Raw genomic sequence first — 15,484 nt, 5'->3', positions numbered from 1 at the left:
AATGAAAAAAGCGGGAATTTCCCGCTTTTCTCACTGAGCTGATCAGAAAAAAATTAACTCTCTTTTACACCAGTTAAGTCTACTGACGCGGCATCAATATTGACATCAATATAACCATCTTTGCCTTTTTTAGCCAAGTCGTTGCGCTTTTGCTCAAGATCATTCAGATAAGCTTCGTCAATTCCGCCAGCTACATACACGCCATCAAATACTGAACAATCGAATTCAGTTAAATGCGGTACTTTATGGGTACGAACGGCTTGTTTTAAATCTTCTAAATCTTGGAAAATTAAACGGTCTGCACCAATAATTTCACGAATTTCTTCGACATTACGGTTAGACGCGATTAATTCATCTTTGGCTGGCATATCAATACCATACACGTTTGGATATTTCACCATTGGCGCTGCAGAAGCAAAGAATACTTTTTTCGCCCCAGCATCACGTGCCATTTGAATAATTTCGTTACAGGTCGTACCACGGACAATCGAGTCATCCACCAACAGTACATTTTTGCCTTTAAACTCAAGCTCTACAGGGTTCAGTTTTTGGCGCACTGATTTTTTACGCAATTGCTGACCTGGCATAATAAAGGTACGTCCGATATAGCGGTTTTTCATAAAACCTTCACGGAATTTAACCCCTAAAGTATTTGCCAATTCTAAAGCTGATGTACGTGATGTATCTGGAATTGGAATAACGACATCAATATCGTGTTGCTCGCCCCACTCTTGGGTAATTTTATGCGCCAGTTTTTCACCCATTTTCAAACGCGCTTTATACACTGAAATACCATCAATGGTCGCATCTGGACGAGCAAAATATACATATTCAAAAATACATGGGCGATATTCAGGTTTAGCGGCACATTGCTGGGTAAATAATTCACCTGCGTCATTAATAAAGATCGCTTCACCCGGCGCAATATCACGTTCAACTTTAAAGCCAAGTGCAGTAATTGCCACAGATTCTGATGCAATAATATATTCCATGCCCTGTTCAGTTTCACGTGAACCGTAAATCAATGGACGGATACCATTCGGGTCGCGGAAGCCAACCAATCCTTGACCTGTAATCATTGCAACAACGCCATAAGCACCTTTGCAGCGCTCATGCACACGGCTGATTACATGAAAAATATCTTCAGGCGTTGGGTTTAATTTGCCACGTTTTTGCAATTCATGTGCAAATACGTTCAATAACACTTCTGAATCAGAATCGGTGTTCATGTGACGTAAATCTGTTTTAAACAGATCTTCGTGAATTTCTTCGGCATTTGTCAAATTGCCATTGTGAGCCAAAGTAATCCCGTACGGCGAGTTCACATAAAATGGCTGCGCTTCGGCACTGCTAGATGAACCTGCAGTTGGATAACGCACGTGCCCAATACCATAATTACCTTGCAACGCACGCATGTGACGCGTATGGAATACATCACGCACCATACCGTTATCTTTACGCAAGAACAAACGTCCATTGTGGCAAGTTACGATCCCAGCTGCATCCTGTCCACGATGTTGTAACATCGTTAATGCATCAAACAACATTTGGTTAACAGGTGATTTACCAGCTATACCAACAACTCCACACATAGCAACCTCGCAGACCAGCTAGGGATTAATAAAAAGGATTATTCGTTGAGCCATCTGCGCCAGAGCGGTTTTCTTTTGCGTCAGATGCGATGTCGGAAGATGACGCGGCATCTTTCGACTTGATGTGCTGTAAAGCCTCATTGGCAGCGTCTTTGGAGAGTTCTGTTGCCCACGGTGCATACGGCAATAAAGTTTGCACAAATTTAGACTGTTTCCAATAAGGCGAGCTTTCGACCCAAGGACCAATGCCTTGAATGGTAATAAGAACAATGAGTAAGCCTTTCAAGGTACCAAATGCACCGCCTGCCAAACGATTTAATGGGCCAAGTTTCAAGCTCTTTAAAACACCATTTAAAACAGCGGTTACAATCCAGGTCAGTACCACAATCACCAAGACAATAAATGCAAAGGCTGCAATTTTTTGTACCACAGGATCGCTACTGAGTGCTGTCATCGAAGGTGCTAGGACAACTGCATATTTTGCCGCAACAATTAGGGCAAAAATCCATCCTACCAAGTTCGCAAAGGCTTTAATAAATCCTTGTCGCAAACCGTTCAACCCTCCAATAAGCAAGAGAATCAGAATAACGATATCAATGGTATTCATAAGTTATAAGGCGTTCACACAATCTTGAACCAACTCAGGACCTGCATAGATTAAACCACTATACACCTGAACCAAGCTTGCACCTGCATTTTTTTTGGCAACCGCTTGTTCGCCCGACAAAATGCCACCGACACCAATTAAAGGAATTTCACCTTTCAGTGCTGCTGAAAATGCTGCCAAACATGCAGTACTTTTTTCAAACACAGGCGCGCCCGATAAACCACCAGCTTCATCGCCATGCGGCAAGTTTTCTACGCCTTCACGCGACAAAGTGGTATTGGTCACAATCAGGCCATCAATTTTGAATTGCAATAATTGCTTGGCAATAAACTGAATATCTTCAGGGTCTAAATCTGGAGCAACTTTTAAGACCAACGGCACATAATGTTGATGTTCTTCTGCCAACTCCAACTGACGCTGTTTGAGGGTTTGCAATAATTCAGTCAGCGCATCACCACTTTGCAAACTGCGCAAATTTTTGGTATTGGGTGATGAAATATTTACAGTAATATAAGAGGCATAGTTATAGACTTTTTCTAGACAAATCAGATAATCATCTACCGCATTTTCAACAGGCGTATCGGCATTTTTACCAATATTAATCCCTAAAATACCTTTAAATTTTGCCGCTTTGACGTTTTCAATCAGCTGATCGACCCCATCATTATTAAAACCCATACGGTTAATAATGGCTTTGGCCTGTGGAATACGGAATAAACGTGGATGCGGATTGCCCGCTTGAGGACGTGGCGTAATGGTGCCAATTTCAATAAACCCAAAGCCTAAACCAGCCAAGGCATCAATATATGCACCATTTTTGTCTAGACCTGCTGCCAAACCTACTGGATTAGGGAATTCAATTCCCATACACGTCACAGGTTTCGCTACAGTCTTTTGACGCATCAAGCCCATTTTATGGCTCGATTTCAATAGTGATAGTGTCAGCTCATGTGCACGCTCTGGTGCTAAAGAAAATAACAACGGGCGGGCTAGAGAATACAACATATCTGCAAAAGTCTACTGCTTTCTAAGTCGCCATATTATAGGCTTAGCCCAGTCAAAACGCTATGCTTGACATGGGTTTATTTTCCGAGTTTCGGACTTTATTTTTAACCTTTACTGGACTGTCGCTGTTAATTTAATCTGCCCTGCTTCAGAAATTAATTCTATTTTTTCGATACTTAAACCCATTTGCGCTAATTGGGTTAAAAAATTTGCCAACACGGCATAATTGACATGACTCGCTACAAGTTGCATCTTGTCACCACTTTGCTGCGAAGCAACCGATAAGCCTTGTTGCTGAGCCACACGCTGAATTTTATCGGCTGCACTGAGTTGAGCATCATTAGCTGGTTTCATTGTGACTGCATGACTTTGCATCACCACCACCAAATCTTTAAGATCATTCACCCGTTTTTGCTGTTTTTCGGCTGCGGCATGCATATACCACAATGCAGAACCCACCGCAGCAACGATCACAAAGATTGTGGTAAACACCACCAAAACACGCTCACGTGTATTTAAACGATCTAAATAATCTTGCACCAGTTCAATACGTTGATCGAACCAAGTCGACATTTTTTCCATGGCTTTCATTATTGTATTTTCACCAATCCTACTGCACCTGACGCGCTCGGCTGAATATTACCCAGCTCGACCTTAAAACCCTGCTGATTCAATTGCTGAGTGAGCGCTTGCAAGGTCGCTGCCGAATTAGCATTCAATTCCATGTTCAACATATTGGCATCAAAACTCACACGATTAGCCACAATTTGATTTTGCATCAACACAGGGCCAACACGACTGAGCAATTGCAGCGCTTGAGTATCTGCATTTTTACTCATGCGTACCTGACTTTCAAACTGGCTTTGAATATTTTGCTCGGTAATACGGCTGTTTGCGCCAAACCAATATTGATATTGTTCTATGGCTTGAACCGCTGTTTGATCTGCTACTTTTTTAAGCTTGCTCCAGCGCAGTGCATCATAGCTAAATTGCACAATTAAAATCCCGAGCAACACTGCTGCACAGGCTTTCCAATAACCTGAAATACCCGTATCTTGCTTGGCTTTTGGCAGCATGTTGAATGGATGCTGTTTGGCTTTCGCCAATGCAGGTACTACATAATGAAAGCTTTCTAACTGCTCTTGTGTTGCAAATGCTTCAATACTTTGTATTTGCTCTGCACTAAAGTTGGTGATTTTATAGTTTCGTTCTGCAGTTTGATAATCTAGATAAAGCGCCAGATCATCAACTGAATAACCTAAAAATTCACTTTCACGTACCAACAAGCGTCCGCAAATATTTCCAATCACCGTTTGCCCTGGTTCAGGTTGCGGCAAAATTAAAAAATCAGGTAACAATGCACTGATTTTAACTGGCAACAAACTTAATACATGCAAATAGGTTTCAATACTATGCTTGGCAACTCCCAGCACGGTTATTTGCTCAGGTGGCTGAAAATGATGAACCACCTGCATCGCATCAATTGGCAATACGGTATATTCTTCTAATAAATACTTCACACCATCGGTACCCAATTGTTTATATTGGGCTTTAGGTAAAGTTTGTTGCATAATTTGCACATCACGGCTTGGGAAAAACACCACAGCATCTTTTCCTTGAAAAGATTGCAATGCCTGAATCAAGGCATCAAGATTATCTGCCTGTGTCCAGTGTTCCCCATTTGACCATTGCCAAACCCCATTGGCTTCTGGCATCCATAAATACAGCATTATTATCGTTCTACCGTTGAATTGTATTTAACTTTATACATTTATTTTATGCGTTTGGAATAAAACTTTTGATTTGGGTTGAAAGTCCCGCAGCAATTACTGCCTGCTCATAAATACGTGCTTCTGCCAAATGATAGGGATGGAAAGATTCTGAAGTCAAAATTTCTGCCATGTGTGCCACCACATTCATGTGACACACCACCGCAATTGACTCATACGGCAATTGTGACAACCATTCCACCGCAACTTTTGCATCATCTTCAGGTTTAATGGTATTGCAGACCACCACAGGCACATCTTTAAAATATTGCTGCAAATGTGCCAAGGTTTCTTGTGCACGCAATAAAGGACTAACCACAAACACATCGGGCTGAATGATATTTTTTAAATAGTCTGCCGTTTCTTGTGCTTGTATATGACCACGCTCAGTCAAAGGACGCTGATGATCATTGCCCATAATCGCAGGAGCGGCTTCACCATGACGAACAAGAGTCAGTTGCATAGAATTTCCTTATAGGATGATACACATTAAGTTGTGTCAATTTAACTCAAATTATGCGCTCAGTATAACCTGAGAATATGACAATTCAGTTCACCAAACTGTCATATTCCACGCAAGTTTTTACCTACTGTGGCGCAGTTTTATGGATGTAAAACTAAACTTGATGATGCGGCAAGACAAATTCCACATCACTGCGATGTCCATTTCTCATTAAAGACAGTGCAATATTCATAGGCGGCGCACCTTCAAAAATCACTTCATAAAGCGCACAAGTAATTGGCATATACACCTCTAATTCATTCGAGCGCGCCCGCACTTGCACGATGGTATTAATCCCTTCGGCTGTTTGCCCCAATTCTTCTGTGGCTTGTTCCAAAGTTTTGCCTTTGCCCAATGCATAACCCACTTGATAGTTACGACTCAATGGACTGCTACACGTTGCAAATAAGTCACCGACACCAGACAACCCTAAGAAGGTCAATGGATTTGCACCAAGCTTAACCGCAAAACGACTCATTTCTGCCAAAGCGCGGGTTAAAATCATACTCTTAGTATTTTCACCCACGTTATAAGCGGCTGCCATGCCCATTGCCACAGCATAAATATTTTTTAGCGCACCGCCTAATTCCACACCATTCACATCATCGCTGGCAAAAACACGGAATAATGCACTGTGTAAAGCTTGCTGCACTGCATAACGCACCAATTCAGAATGACTGGCAATGACCGTACCTGCAGGCTGCCCCGCCACAATTTCTTTAGCAAGGTTTGGGCCAGACAATACGCCATACGGCACTTCAGGCAATTCTTCGCGGATAATATCGCTCATAAAACTAAAGGTTTTGGCTTCAATACCCTTGGTTAAAGACACCACTGCTTGCGCACTAATAAAAGGTTTAATTTGACGCAACACATCACGGAAAGAATGACTTGGAATAGCCACTAAAATAATGTCACGGTCACGAACTGCAGTTTCCAAATCTGAAACGGCTCTTAAACCCTGCTCCAACTGAAAATCTGGCAAATAACGTCGATTAATATGCGTTTCATTAATTTCTTTGGCAGTCGCTTCATCACGAATCCAAATCATCGTGTCGCAGCCATTACGCACTGCTGTATTGGCCATTGCTGTACCAAAACTGCCACCACCTAGCACTGTAATGCGTAACGCAGTTTTTCGATCTATTGCAACAGGTTCAACCAAATCGGCAAAATTTAACTCTGACATTATTGTTATATCCTAAAAATAAAGACTTATGCGTTCCAATAACGAACATAAGCTTGCGTATCCAACTCAGCGCGTGCAGGAATGGCTTTAGCCGCTGTTCCCACATAAATAATGCCTGAAATTAAATCATCTGCATTTAAGTTTAAAGCTTGTTTCAGCAAGTTCGACTCAACGACTGCCCCACTACGCCACATACTGGCAAAGCCCTGCGCCTGCAAAGACAGTAAAAAGTTCTGTACCGCAGCGCCTGTACTTAAAGTCTGCTCAAAACGTGGCACTTTTGGATGATCCTGAAATTGTGTTAACGCCAACACTAAAAGTGGCGCACGAAATGGATGCTGTTTCACTCGCTCCAACTGAACCGCATCGGTTTCGCCCATGTCTGCCAAGGCTTGAGAAAGTAACTCACCAAATGCTGCACGTTGCTCGGCAGTAATCACCACAAAGCGCGTAGGTTTTAAACGATGATGATCTGGTGCGGTTAAAGCTGCCTGAAAAGCCATTTCTAGCTGCTCAGTATTTGGTGCAGGTTCAACTAACTGCCCCGTAGACTGACGTTGATGAATATTTTGATGAACGATTTCTACCGCTGTATCCGTCATTGACTTATATAACTATTTCAAAAAGCTCGGTTAAGATTAGCATAAACTCAAAAAATTGCGCTATTTCCGTATGCTTATTTGCAAGATTCTGATTAGGGTCTATATGTCTGCACTTTTAAGATGAATCTGCTCAGCACATCTAAACAATGATGCTTTGACGCATTCATCTATAGTTTAAGAGCATGAAAATACATTATGGATTGGGTTTGATGTGTATAAATGAATGACGAATTATCAACACAGCCTATACAGTGTCTACATCTAAAACCATCCAGATTATGTTCAACTAGATCAAATTGTTATTTTCAATCTCTACACATTTGAATTGAAATATCATCAACAAACAATACGCGCTACAGCGTTTTAGCCCCGAGGTAGATATGAAAAAAATAGTCGCCTTTTCTAGCCTTGCTGTTTTTGCACTTTTAACCGCATGTGCCACCACGCCAAATAATTCTCTTGCCATTCAAAAAGAAAACAACCTATATGAAGTCACAGGTTTAGGTAAAAGTAATATTATTGCCAAAAATAATGCAATTACAGCTGCCAATAAAACCTGTGGTACTCGTGCCGCTCCAGTCTTGGTTGATGAAAAAACATCTTATAACGGTGCACTCAAAGGTGTAGTCGATGAGCAAACGGGACAAATGATTCAGGCGGCAGCAACTGTTTTAGGTACAATTGCGGGACGTAATACTGATATTGCCCGTGATGATGATTATCAAACTGTGCTGACCTTTAGATGTCAGGCAAAGTAAATTATTACAGCACGACATAAGAAGCAAATACAAAAAAGTCGCTCCACTGAGAGCGACTTTTAAACTAAGAACAGCAGGATTTAAACTAAAAAATAGCTTAAATGAGTAATTAGCAATAACCATCTAAACGTGTTAATGGCAATTTTTGACCAATGGCTTTTTCAATTTCTGGTAAATAGAACGCATCATCTTCCGACAAGAAGCTAATACTCACACCACGTGTACCTGCACGACCTGTACGACCAATACGGTGCACATAATCATCTGACTGTTCAGGCAAAGTGAAATTCACCACATGCGAAACACCATCGACATGAATACCACGCCCTGCAACGTCTGTTGCAATCATGATGTTATGTTTGCCATTTTTAAACTGATCCAGCATTTTTAAGCGTTTGTCTTGGGCAATTTCACCTGACAACATCACCACTTTATAGCCATCACGCTTTAAATGATCATAAAGCTTACGCACCTGATCACGCCGATTGGCAAAAATCATGACTTTTTCAATCGGCTCATCACGTAAAATTTCTTCAAGCAATTTGTATTTATCGGTTTTGGCAACCATATATACCCGTTGCTCAACATCGGCATTGGTTTTCTTTTCAGGTTCAATTTCGACTGTAACAGGTTCAAATAACCACTGTTGAGCCAAGTTCAACACATCATAACTAAAAGTTGCCGAGAACATTAACGTCTGACGCTGTTCCTTACGCGGTGAATAACGCACAATACGTTTTACCGATGGAATAAAGCCCATATCCAGCAAGCGGTCTGCTTCATCAATCACTAAAAACTCAATCTGATCTAGCCAAACTTCTTTTTGTTCTACAAAATCAATCAAGCGCCCTGGTGTCGCAACAATAATATCGACAAAGTTTTTATTGAGTTGTGACTTTTGCTTATCAAAATCTACACCACCCAACAAAGTCACCACATTTAAGTCGGTAAATTTGGTTAAGTCTTTTGCATCACTTTCGATTTGCAAAGCCAATTCACGCGTAGGCGCTAAAACCAATGCACGTGGTTCACCACGATAACGCTGCCCTTGAATTGGGTTATTCAATAAATCGTTGATGACACTAATTAAAAAGGCAGCAGTTTTTCCTGTACCTGTTTGCGCACGACCAATGGCATCATGTCCAGCCAAAGTAAATTTTAAAACCTTTTGCTGAATTGGTGTCATTTCCTTGAAACCCAAAGCATCAATAGCCTGTTTCAATTGCGGATGTAAATTTAAGGTTTCAAAACCAGATGACATAAATATGTGCTCGAACTTATACAGACAAAAAACTGACCTATTATAAACAGAAATACAAATAAAAAACGCCCCAATCAGGATTGGAGCGTTTTTTTAGAATAATCGAGTGATTAGTCTAGTGGCTGTACTTCTTCAGCTTGGAAGCCTTTTTGGCCTTTTACTACGCTGAATTCAACACGTTGGCCGTCACGAAGTGAACGGTGGCCGTCACCTTGGATCGCACGGAAGTGAACGAATACATCGTCGCCGCCATTGCGTTGGATAAAGCCAAAGCCTTTAGTGTCGTTGAACCATTTAACTACGCCTTGTTCACGAGCTGTCATAAGTTAATCCTCATTGATTAAAAAGAAGGACCACCCGGTGTTGCAAACAGCAGAGCAAACAAAGTTTAAAAATATTTTTATTTCTAAGCTTGTAATCATTCTGTATAACTATTAACAAAATCCCGGTTACATCCATTTGTAATAGGGCGACAAACAACGATTGTCTATCTAAAATCCTAAATACGCATCGAGCTTAACACGGCTTTATGACAATTAATAGATTTTTTTTGATTTATCTTGTTCAGTTTGAAACGAGTTGAACAAATAGAAAATTTTTATTTCTGTTAAGTGACTTAGCACAATTTTGATCTATAAATTTTATTGCAAATATCTCGCAAAATAAGCCAATTCTCTTGCCCTTATGCGCAGTAAGCCGCGCAATGAATAGTCTGGATGCTTCAGATGAAATTTATTTGGGATTTGTGAGCGAATTTGCTAGTATGATCATTCTGTTTTTTAAGGCGAATTTTTACTTCAATGCTGTGTGATGCTGAACAACCTATCATAGTGATTGATGCCATGGGACAACCTTGTCCTATGCCTTTATTGATGCTAAAACGTGCCCTTAAACAATCAGATTCTGCACGGTTTTTATTGAAGTCATCTGATCCGCATAGCCAGCAAGATGTGGCGCGTTATTGTCAGTTACATCAATATAGCTGTGAAGCAAGTCAGATTTCGGCAACAGAGTTTCATTATGTGATTGATGTTGCCAAGCCAAAAGCATCGTAATAAGCGTATCTGTTTGATTGTTCATTTGTTTTAATGACTTAATATTCGCCGCTTATTGCTATAAAGATTTACATATCTACACCAATTTTACTTATTTAAGTAGAATATTGGCATTAAGATAAAGACATCGGTTATTTTACCTACCTAATCCTATAAGGAGATCTCATGAGTGACAGCAGCAATCAGTTGATGCCCCTGTCATTATCTGCACCAGGGGTAAACCTCGGGGCTTATATTAGTACTGTTAACCAAATTCCTATTTTAACGGCTGAACAAGAAAAAGAGTTAGCCGAGCGTTATTATTACGATCAAGATTTAGACGCGGCCAAAATGTTGGTCATGTCGCATTTACGTTTTGTGGTGCATATTGCACGAAGTTATGCGGGCTATGGTTTACCGCAGGGTGATTTAATTCAGGAAGGCAACTTGGGCTTAATGAAAGCCGTGAAACGCTTTGACCCGAATATGGGCGTGCGTTTGGTGTCATTTGCCGTGCACTGGATTAAAGCTGAAATTCACGAATATGTGATTCGTAACTGGCGTATTGTTAAAATTGCCACCACCAAGGCGCAGCGTAAATTGTTCTTTAATTTGCGTAGCCTCAAAAAATCTAGCAAAAAACTGACGCTTGAAGAAGCACAATCTATTGCCAATGACTTAAATGTAACTGCAGAACAAGTCTTGGAAATGGAAGGTCGTTTAACCGCTTATGACGCAGCTTTTGAAGCACAGGGCGATGATGACGATGAAGGTTCAACTTATATTGCACCTGCATTGTATTTGGAAGATAACCGTTACGACCCTGCACGTTTGGTCGAAAACGAAGACTACGAAGAACAAAGCACTTCTGCCCTACATGAAGCCATGGAGCAGTTGGATGATCGTTCACGTAACATTTTGCAGCGTCGCTGGTTAGATGATGATAAATCGACCCTGCATGAATTGGCAGCAGAATATAATGTTTCGGCAGAACGTATTCGTCAGCTCGAAAAAAATGCCATGGAAAAAATTAAAGTGGCGATGTCATCAAACTAAACTGACATTCTCCAAATTGATGCAGACACATCGAAAAATAAAATTGGGCAAACTGCCCTTTTTTATTGTCTTTAATTGGTACAGCTACATACAGGCAGGCAAATCTCAGATTTTCCCGCCCCTAAAAATGTGCTAAGGTTAAGCGCAAAATTAAATAGGTCAATTTGCGTATGTGGATTGCAATTTCTGCCCTGAATTTAGCTATAGCAGTCATGCTCGGTGCATTTGGTGCACATGGCTTAAAGGCCCGTGCAACTGAAGCGCAATTGCTTTGGTGGCAAACTGCAACAGATTATTTTTTCTATCATGCCCTTGGACTTTTAGCATTGGGCATATTGGCTAAAGTGATTCCACAACTTCCCATTAAAGCCAGTTTTATTCTAATCCAACTGGGTATTTTATTTTTCTGCGGTTCACTTTATATCATGGCATTGGACATTGTACGCGGTTTGGGCATGATTACCCCAATTGGTGGTGCGCTCATGATTGCTGGTTGGCTGACCTTAGCATGGCAAGCCATGAAATATGCCAAATAAAGCTCAATTGTATTTTGTAATTTTGAAGATGGATTCTCGGTCATGCAAATTTATCTGAATGGCGAAGCACAACAGACCTCTCACACGACCCTGTTACAACTGATTCAGGCATTAGATTTAGAAGGCAAACGTTTTGCTGTGGAGCAAAACGAAAAAATTATTGCCAAAAGTAAACTTGCCGAAACCCCTATTTGCGATCAAGACCGCATTGAAATTATTCATGCCGTTGGTGGCGGCTAAACTCGGAGCACCCATGCAAGATACCTTTAAAATCGGTTCACGTACCTTTAATTCACGTTTATTGGTGGGTACGGGCAAATATAAAGATTTAACCGAAACAGATTTGGCGATTCAAGCCAGTGGCGCAGAAATTGTCACGGTTGCCATTCGTCGTGTAAACATTGGGCAACATCCAGATCAGCCAAACTTACTTTCCGTGATTCCACCAGAAAAATACACCATTTTGCCAAATACAGCAGGATGTTTTGATGCCAACAGTGCCGTGCGCACCTGCATGCTGGCGCGTGAATTGCTAGATGGTCACAACCTTGTCAAACTGGAAGTTTTGGGCGATGAAAAAACCCTTTACCCAAATATCACCGAAACTTTAAAAGCTGCACGCACGCTAATTGACGATGGTTTTGAGATCATGGTCTACACTTCCGATGACCCGATTGTGGCGCAAGAATTGGAAAGTATGGGCTGCGTGGCAATTATGCCATTAGGTAGTTTAATTGGTTCAGGCTTAGGTATTCTTAACCCGCATACCATTTCGATTATTAAAGAAAATGCCAAAGTACCTGTATTGGTAGATGCAGGTGTGGGTACTGCCAGTGATGCTGCGATTGCAATGGAATTAGGTTGCGATGGTGTGCTGATGAATACTGCAATTGCAGCAGCACAAAACCCAGTGCTAATGGCATCTGCGATGCGTAAAGCAGTAGAAGCAGGACGTGAAGCTTATTTGGCAGGACGTATGCCACGTAAGCGTATGGCGAATGCCAGCTCACCTGAAACGGGTTATTTCTTTAAATAATCATTAGGGTCTTTTCCAAGTCCGACAGCACAAATAAAAAGACGTTAAGTGTTAACTCAACGTCTTTTTTTATTATGCGATTTGGGCAAATAAAAGCCGATTAAGGAATCAAGCCTTCATCACGCATAGCAATTTGTACCGACTGACGCGCAGCAACTTTATTACGGATTTCAACCACATGGCTATACGGAGTTAAATCATGCTCAATATAGTTTGACCAATTAGTGATAACAAACAAATACGCATCGGCTGGACCAAAGTTATCATCCACCAAATATTCATGGTCTGATGATGCAATCGCTTGATCAATATAAGTCAACAAACGATCAATTTCTGCATAGGCTTTTTCTTTGGCTTCTGCATCTAAAGGCGCGCCAAAAAATACTGCGTAAGCGTCATGTAATTCAGAGTTTAAATAACCCAACCATTCCAAAACTTTAGCACGACCTAAACCAGATGGCGGAATTAAATCCTGTTTAGGGTCTTGCTGCGCTAAAAATGGCAATAGCGCTACGTTTTCCGTCAAAATTAAACCTGGGTTAATTTCTAAAGCAGGTACATAACCTTTAGGGTTAATTTCATAATAATCGGCACCCTTTTCTGTTTTATGGGTTTTTAAATCTACACGCTCAATATCAAAATCGACATTCACTTCATTTAAAATAATATGTGCTGCCAAAGAGCATGCGCCAGGTGAATAATAAAGCTTCATATTTGATCCTTGTTATATAACTATCTCTGTTGTAAATCGCTTGTCACAAACTTGCAAGTGATTGAACCTATAAATTGCAAAAAAGCGAAAATGTCTTAAAAAGCCCTTACGCTTTGACTATCCTGCAAAAGACAGGCTTTTTCAAGTCTGTTTTGCCTGCTTTTTTATCTCTAGATGTTTTAACATACAGCCCTTTAAAGTTTCATGAAATTGAGATTGTGATTAGCCTGAAAAAAGAAGAATGGTTTTCCAATATCCGCACCGATGTTTTGGCAGGTTTAGTGGTAGGTTTGGCATTAATTCCTGAATCAATTGCCTTTTCGGCTATAGCAGGCGTCGATCCGCAAGTCGGCTTATATGCATCGTTCTGTATTGCGGTCACGATTGCTTTTTTTGGTGGGCGTACTGCCATGATTTCTGCCGCGACAGGCGCTATGGCATTACTGATGATTACCCTCGTCAAAGAACATGGTTTGCAATATTTATTGGCTGCAACAGTACTCACAGGGCTGATTCAGGTTATAGCAGGCTATTTTAAAGTTGCCAAACTGATGCGTTTTGTTTCGCAATCGGTAGTTTATGGCTTTGTAAATGCCTTGGCAATTTTAATTTTTGTGGCGCAACTGCCTGAATTATCGAAAATGGATGGCTTAGGCTATTTATTTGTAGGATTAGGTTTAGCGGTAGTCTATCTGTTTCCATACATTCCTAAAATTGGTAAAAGCATTCCCTCGCCTTTGGTCTGCATTATTGTGCTGAGTGTGGTTGCTTTATTACTTGGTGCAGATATGCGTACCGTAAGCGATTTGGGACAATTTCCCGACACGCTGCCTATTTTTCTAGTGCCTGACATTCCACTGAATTTTGAAACTTTATTTATTATTTTTCCTTATGCCATGACCTTAGCCACAGTCGGTTTACTCGAAACCATGATGACCACTACGATTGTCAATGAAGCCACAGGCACAGAAGCAGATCGGCATCAGGAATGTCGTGGTCAGGGTTATGCCAATATTGTGAGTGGCTTTATGGGCGGTATGGCAGGCTGTGCCATGATTGGGCAATCCATTATCAACGTCAGTTCTGGGGCACGTACACGTCTCTCTACACTTACGGCAGGCGTGTTTTTACTGTGCTTGGTGGTATTTCTCAAAGATTGGTTGGCATATATTCCTATGGCAGCATTGGTCGCAATTATGATTATGGTGTCATTCACGACTTTTAACTGGGATTCCATCCGTAACTTTAAAAAGCATCCCAAACAAAGCAATATTGTTATGTTAGCTGTGGTCATTGTGGTGTTAGTTACCCACAACCTTGCTTTGGGTGTCTTTGTTGGCGTACTGCTTTCTGCTCTATTTTTGGTGAATAAACTGGAAAGTGAAGTTAAAGTCAGTTCGTTTTTATTGGGCGAATATACCCGCCAATATGTAATTTCAGGACAAATTTTCTTTAGCAGCTCGGAAAAGTTTTATCAGTTTTTTGATTTTTCAGAAGACATTAGCAATGTCACCATCGACTTAACGCATGCGCATATTTGGGATATTACCTCTGTAAATATGCTGAATAGCGTAGTGAACAAATTTAAAGCGCAACAGATTAAAGTGCATATTATTGGATTGAATGAAGCCAGTCATACCTTAATTGATCAATACAGTGCCCATTCGTAATTACTGTATTAAAATACCGTTGATGATGTTAAATGCTGAATCTTGATGATTCTGCATTTTTTATACTCAAAAGATGCAGATTTATCGCAATCTTGCGCGATGCTACGAAAAACAGCGAAAAAATTTGACTTCAATGGCTCAGGACTTAAAATACC

Annotated in this window: 18 protein-coding genes; 7 read left to right on the top strand and 11 right to left on the bottom strand. The window is 40.9% G+C overall.

What is annotated here, in order from left to right; all coding sequences use genetic code 11:
* Positions 1 to 53: 53 nt before the first annotated feature.
* The 8 genes from purF to FTU98_RS01430 form a co-directional block, all read right to left on the bottom strand.
* Positions 54 to 1,592 (bottom strand): amidophosphoribosyltransferase, encoded by a 1,539-nt coding sequence (gene purF, locus FTU98_RS01465; protein WP_004971473.1) that lies wholly within the window; start codon positions 1,590 to 1,592, stop codon positions 54 to 56.
* A gap of 25 nt (positions 1,593 to 1,617) precedes the next feature.
* On the bottom strand, positions 1,618 to 2,199 hold the full coding sequence (locus FTU98_RS01460; protein WP_178865528.1) for a CvpA family protein: 582 nt from the start codon (positions 2,197 to 2,199) through the stop codon (positions 1,618 to 1,620).
* A 3-nt stretch (positions 2,200 to 2,202) separates the two neighbouring features.
* On the bottom strand, positions 2,203 to 3,204 hold the full coding sequence (locus FTU98_RS01455; RefSeq protein WP_004971477.1) for a quinone-dependent dihydroorotate dehydrogenase: 1,002 nt from the start codon (positions 3,202 to 3,204) through the stop codon (positions 2,203 to 2,205).
* A gap of 111 nt (positions 3,205 to 3,315) precedes the next feature.
* Positions 3,316 to 3,795, bottom strand: a complete 480-nt coding sequence (gene gspM, locus FTU98_RS01450; RefSeq protein WP_180050187.1) for a type II secretion system protein GspM — start codon at positions 3,793 to 3,795, stop codon at positions 3,316 to 3,318.
* Positions 3,795 to 4,934, bottom strand: a complete 1,140-nt coding sequence (gene gspL, locus FTU98_RS01445) for a type II secretion system protein GspL (protein ID WP_180050184.1) — start codon at positions 4,932 to 4,934, stop codon at positions 3,795 to 3,797. Before gspL ends, gspM begins: the two co-directional genes overlap by 1 nt.
* Positions 4,935 to 4,980: 46 nt before the next feature.
* Entirely contained in the window at positions 4,981 to 5,436 is a 456-nt protein-coding gene (locus tag FTU98_RS01440; RefSeq protein ID WP_004971483.1) for a histidine phosphatase family protein, read from the bottom strand.
* Positions 5,437 to 5,590: 154 nt separating this feature from the next.
* Positions 5,591 to 6,664 (bottom strand): NAD(P)H-dependent glycerol-3-phosphate dehydrogenase, encoded by a 1,074-nt coding sequence (locus FTU98_RS01435; RefSeq protein ID WP_180050181.1) that lies wholly within the window; start codon positions 6,662 to 6,664, stop codon positions 5,591 to 5,593.
* Between the two features lie 26 nt (positions 6,665 to 6,690).
* Complete coding sequence (locus tag FTU98_RS01430; protein WP_096902531.1) at positions 6,691 to 7,266, bottom strand: nitroreductase; 576 nt, start codon at positions 7,264 to 7,266, stop codon at positions 6,691 to 6,693.
* Between the two features lie 380 nt (positions 7,267 to 7,646).
* Between FTU98_RS01430 and FTU98_RS01425 the strand changes: the two genes are divergently transcribed.
* The gene (locus FTU98_RS01425) at positions 7,647 to 8,024 is read left to right on the top strand and encodes a hypothetical protein (RefSeq protein ID WP_004971490.1); all 378 of its coding nucleotides are present in this window, start codon (positions 7,647 to 7,649) and stop codon (positions 8,022 to 8,024) included.
* Positions 8,025 to 8,133: 109 nt separating this feature from the next.
* On the opposite strand, the gene rhlB is transcribed toward FTU98_RS01425, so the two are convergent.
* Positions 8,134 to 9,285, bottom strand: coding sequence for an ATP-dependent RNA helicase RhlB (gene rhlB, locus FTU98_RS01420; protein WP_004971493.1), 1,152 nt, complete (start codon positions 9,283 to 9,285; stop codon positions 8,134 to 8,136).
* A 110-nt stretch (positions 9,286 to 9,395) separates the two neighbouring features.
* Positions 9,396 to 9,608, bottom strand: coding sequence for a cold-shock protein (locus tag FTU98_RS01415; RefSeq protein WP_004648643.1), 213 nt, complete (start codon positions 9,606 to 9,608; stop codon positions 9,396 to 9,398).
* A gap of 477 nt (positions 9,609 to 10,085) precedes the next feature.
* On the opposite strand from FTU98_RS01415, the gene FTU98_RS01410 reads away from it, so the two are divergent.
* The 5 genes from FTU98_RS01410 (at position 10,086) to FTU98_RS01390 (ending at position 12,947) form a co-directional block, all read left to right on the top strand.
* A complete protein-coding gene (locus FTU98_RS01410; protein ID WP_096902533.1) occupies positions 10,086 to 10,340 on the top strand; it encodes a sulfurtransferase TusA family protein in 255 nt (84 codons plus the stop codon).
* A 165-nt stretch (positions 10,341 to 10,505) separates the two neighbouring features.
* Positions 10,506 to 11,375, top strand: coding sequence for an RNA polymerase sigma factor RpoH (gene rpoH, locus FTU98_RS01405; RefSeq protein WP_180050178.1), 870 nt, complete (start codon positions 10,506 to 10,508; stop codon positions 11,373 to 11,375).
* A 170-nt stretch (positions 11,376 to 11,545) separates the two neighbouring features.
* Positions 11,546 to 11,911, top strand: coding sequence for a DUF423 domain-containing protein (locus FTU98_RS01400; protein ID WP_096902534.1), 366 nt, complete (start codon positions 11,546 to 11,548; stop codon positions 11,909 to 11,911).
* Positions 11,912 to 11,953: 42 nt separating this feature from the next.
* Entirely contained in the window at positions 11,954 to 12,151 is a 198-nt protein-coding gene (gene thiS, locus FTU98_RS01395) for a sulfur carrier protein ThiS (RefSeq protein WP_070156019.1), read from the top strand.
* A gap of 13 nt (positions 12,152 to 12,164) precedes the next feature.
* The gene (locus FTU98_RS01390) at positions 12,165 to 12,947 is read left to right on the top strand and encodes a thiazole synthase (protein WP_004971502.1); all 783 of its coding nucleotides are present in this window, start codon (positions 12,165 to 12,167) and stop codon (positions 12,945 to 12,947) included.
* Between the two features lie 100 nt (positions 12,948 to 13,047).
* Here the strand turns inward: FTU98_RS01390 and FTU98_RS01385 are convergent, their stop codons facing one another.
* Entirely contained in the window at positions 13,048 to 13,659 is a 612-nt protein-coding gene (locus tag FTU98_RS01385) for a glutathione binding-like protein (RefSeq protein ID WP_096902535.1), read from the bottom strand.
* A 218-nt stretch (positions 13,660 to 13,877) separates the two neighbouring features.
* On the opposite strand from FTU98_RS01385, the gene FTU98_RS01380 reads away from it, so the two are divergent.
* Positions 13,878 to 15,329, top strand: coding sequence for a SulP family inorganic anion transporter (locus tag FTU98_RS01380; RefSeq protein WP_180050175.1), 1,452 nt, complete (start codon positions 13,878 to 13,880; stop codon positions 15,327 to 15,329).
* Positions 15,330 to 15,484 lie beyond the last annotated feature (155 nt).

Origin of the sequence: Acinetobacter sp. YH12211 (assembly GCF_013418015.1) — a bacterium.
GTDB lineage: Bacteria > Pseudomonadota > Gammaproteobacteria > Pseudomonadales > Moraxellaceae > Acinetobacter > Acinetobacter towneri.
This window is presented reverse-complemented; position numbering and strand designations above follow the sequence as displayed.

Excerpts from the sequence above, each read along its gene's own strand:
- purF (WP_004971473.1), bottom strand. The coding sequence starts at position 1,592 with ATGTGTGGAGTTGTTGGTATAGCTGGTAAATCACCTGTTAACCAAATG.
- FTU98_RS01460 (WP_178865528.1), bottom strand. The coding sequence starts at position 2,199 with ATGAATACCATTGATATCGTTATTCTGATTCTCTTGCTTATTGGAGGG.
- FTU98_RS01455 (WP_004971477.1), bottom strand. The coding sequence starts at position 3,204 with ATGTTGTATTCTCTAGCCCGCCCGTTGTTATTTTCTTTAGCACCAGAG.
- gspM (WP_180050187.1), bottom strand. The coding sequence starts at position 3,795 with ATGAAAGCCATGGAAAAAATGTCGACTTGGTTCGATCAACGTATTGAA.
- gspL (WP_180050184.1), bottom strand. The coding sequence starts at position 4,934 with ATGCTGTATTTATGGATGCCAGAAGCCAATGGGGTTTGGCAATGGTCA.
- FTU98_RS01440 (WP_004971483.1), bottom strand. The coding sequence starts at position 5,436 with ATGCAACTGACTCTTGTTCGTCATGGTGAAGCCGCTCCTGCGATTATG.
- FTU98_RS01435 (WP_180050181.1), bottom strand. The coding sequence starts at position 6,664 with ATGTCAGAGTTAAATTTTGCCGATTTGGTTGAACCTGTTGCAATAGAT.
- FTU98_RS01430 (WP_096902531.1), bottom strand. The coding sequence starts at position 7,266 with ATGACGGATACAGCGGTAGAAATCGTTCATCAAAATATTCATCAACGT.
- FTU98_RS01425 (WP_004971490.1), top strand. The coding sequence starts at position 7,647 with ATGAAAAAAATAGTCGCCTTTTCTAGCCTTGCTGTTTTTGCACTTTTA.
- rhlB (WP_004971493.1), bottom strand. The coding sequence starts at position 9,285 with ATGTCATCTGGTTTTGAAACCTTAAATTTACATCCGCAATTGAAACAG.
- FTU98_RS01415 (WP_004648643.1), bottom strand. The coding sequence starts at position 9,608 with ATGACAGCTCGTGAACAAGGCGTAGTTAAATGGTTCAACGACACTAAA.
- FTU98_RS01410 (WP_096902533.1), top strand. The coding sequence starts at position 10,086 with ATGCTGTGTGATGCTGAACAACCTATCATAGTGATTGATGCCATGGGA.
- rpoH (WP_180050178.1), top strand. The coding sequence starts at position 10,506 with ATGAGTGACAGCAGCAATCAGTTGATGCCCCTGTCATTATCTGCACCA.
- FTU98_RS01400 (WP_096902534.1), top strand. The coding sequence starts at position 11,546 with ATGTGGATTGCAATTTCTGCCCTGAATTTAGCTATAGCAGTCATGCTC.
- thiS (WP_070156019.1), top strand. The coding sequence starts at position 11,954 with ATGCAAATTTATCTGAATGGCGAAGCACAACAGACCTCTCACACGACC.
- FTU98_RS01390 (WP_004971502.1), top strand. The coding sequence starts at position 12,165 with ATGCAAGATACCTTTAAAATCGGTTCACGTACCTTTAATTCACGTTTA.
- FTU98_RS01385 (WP_096902535.1), bottom strand. The coding sequence starts at position 13,659 with ATGAAGCTTTATTATTCACCTGGCGCATGCTCTTTGGCAGCACATATT.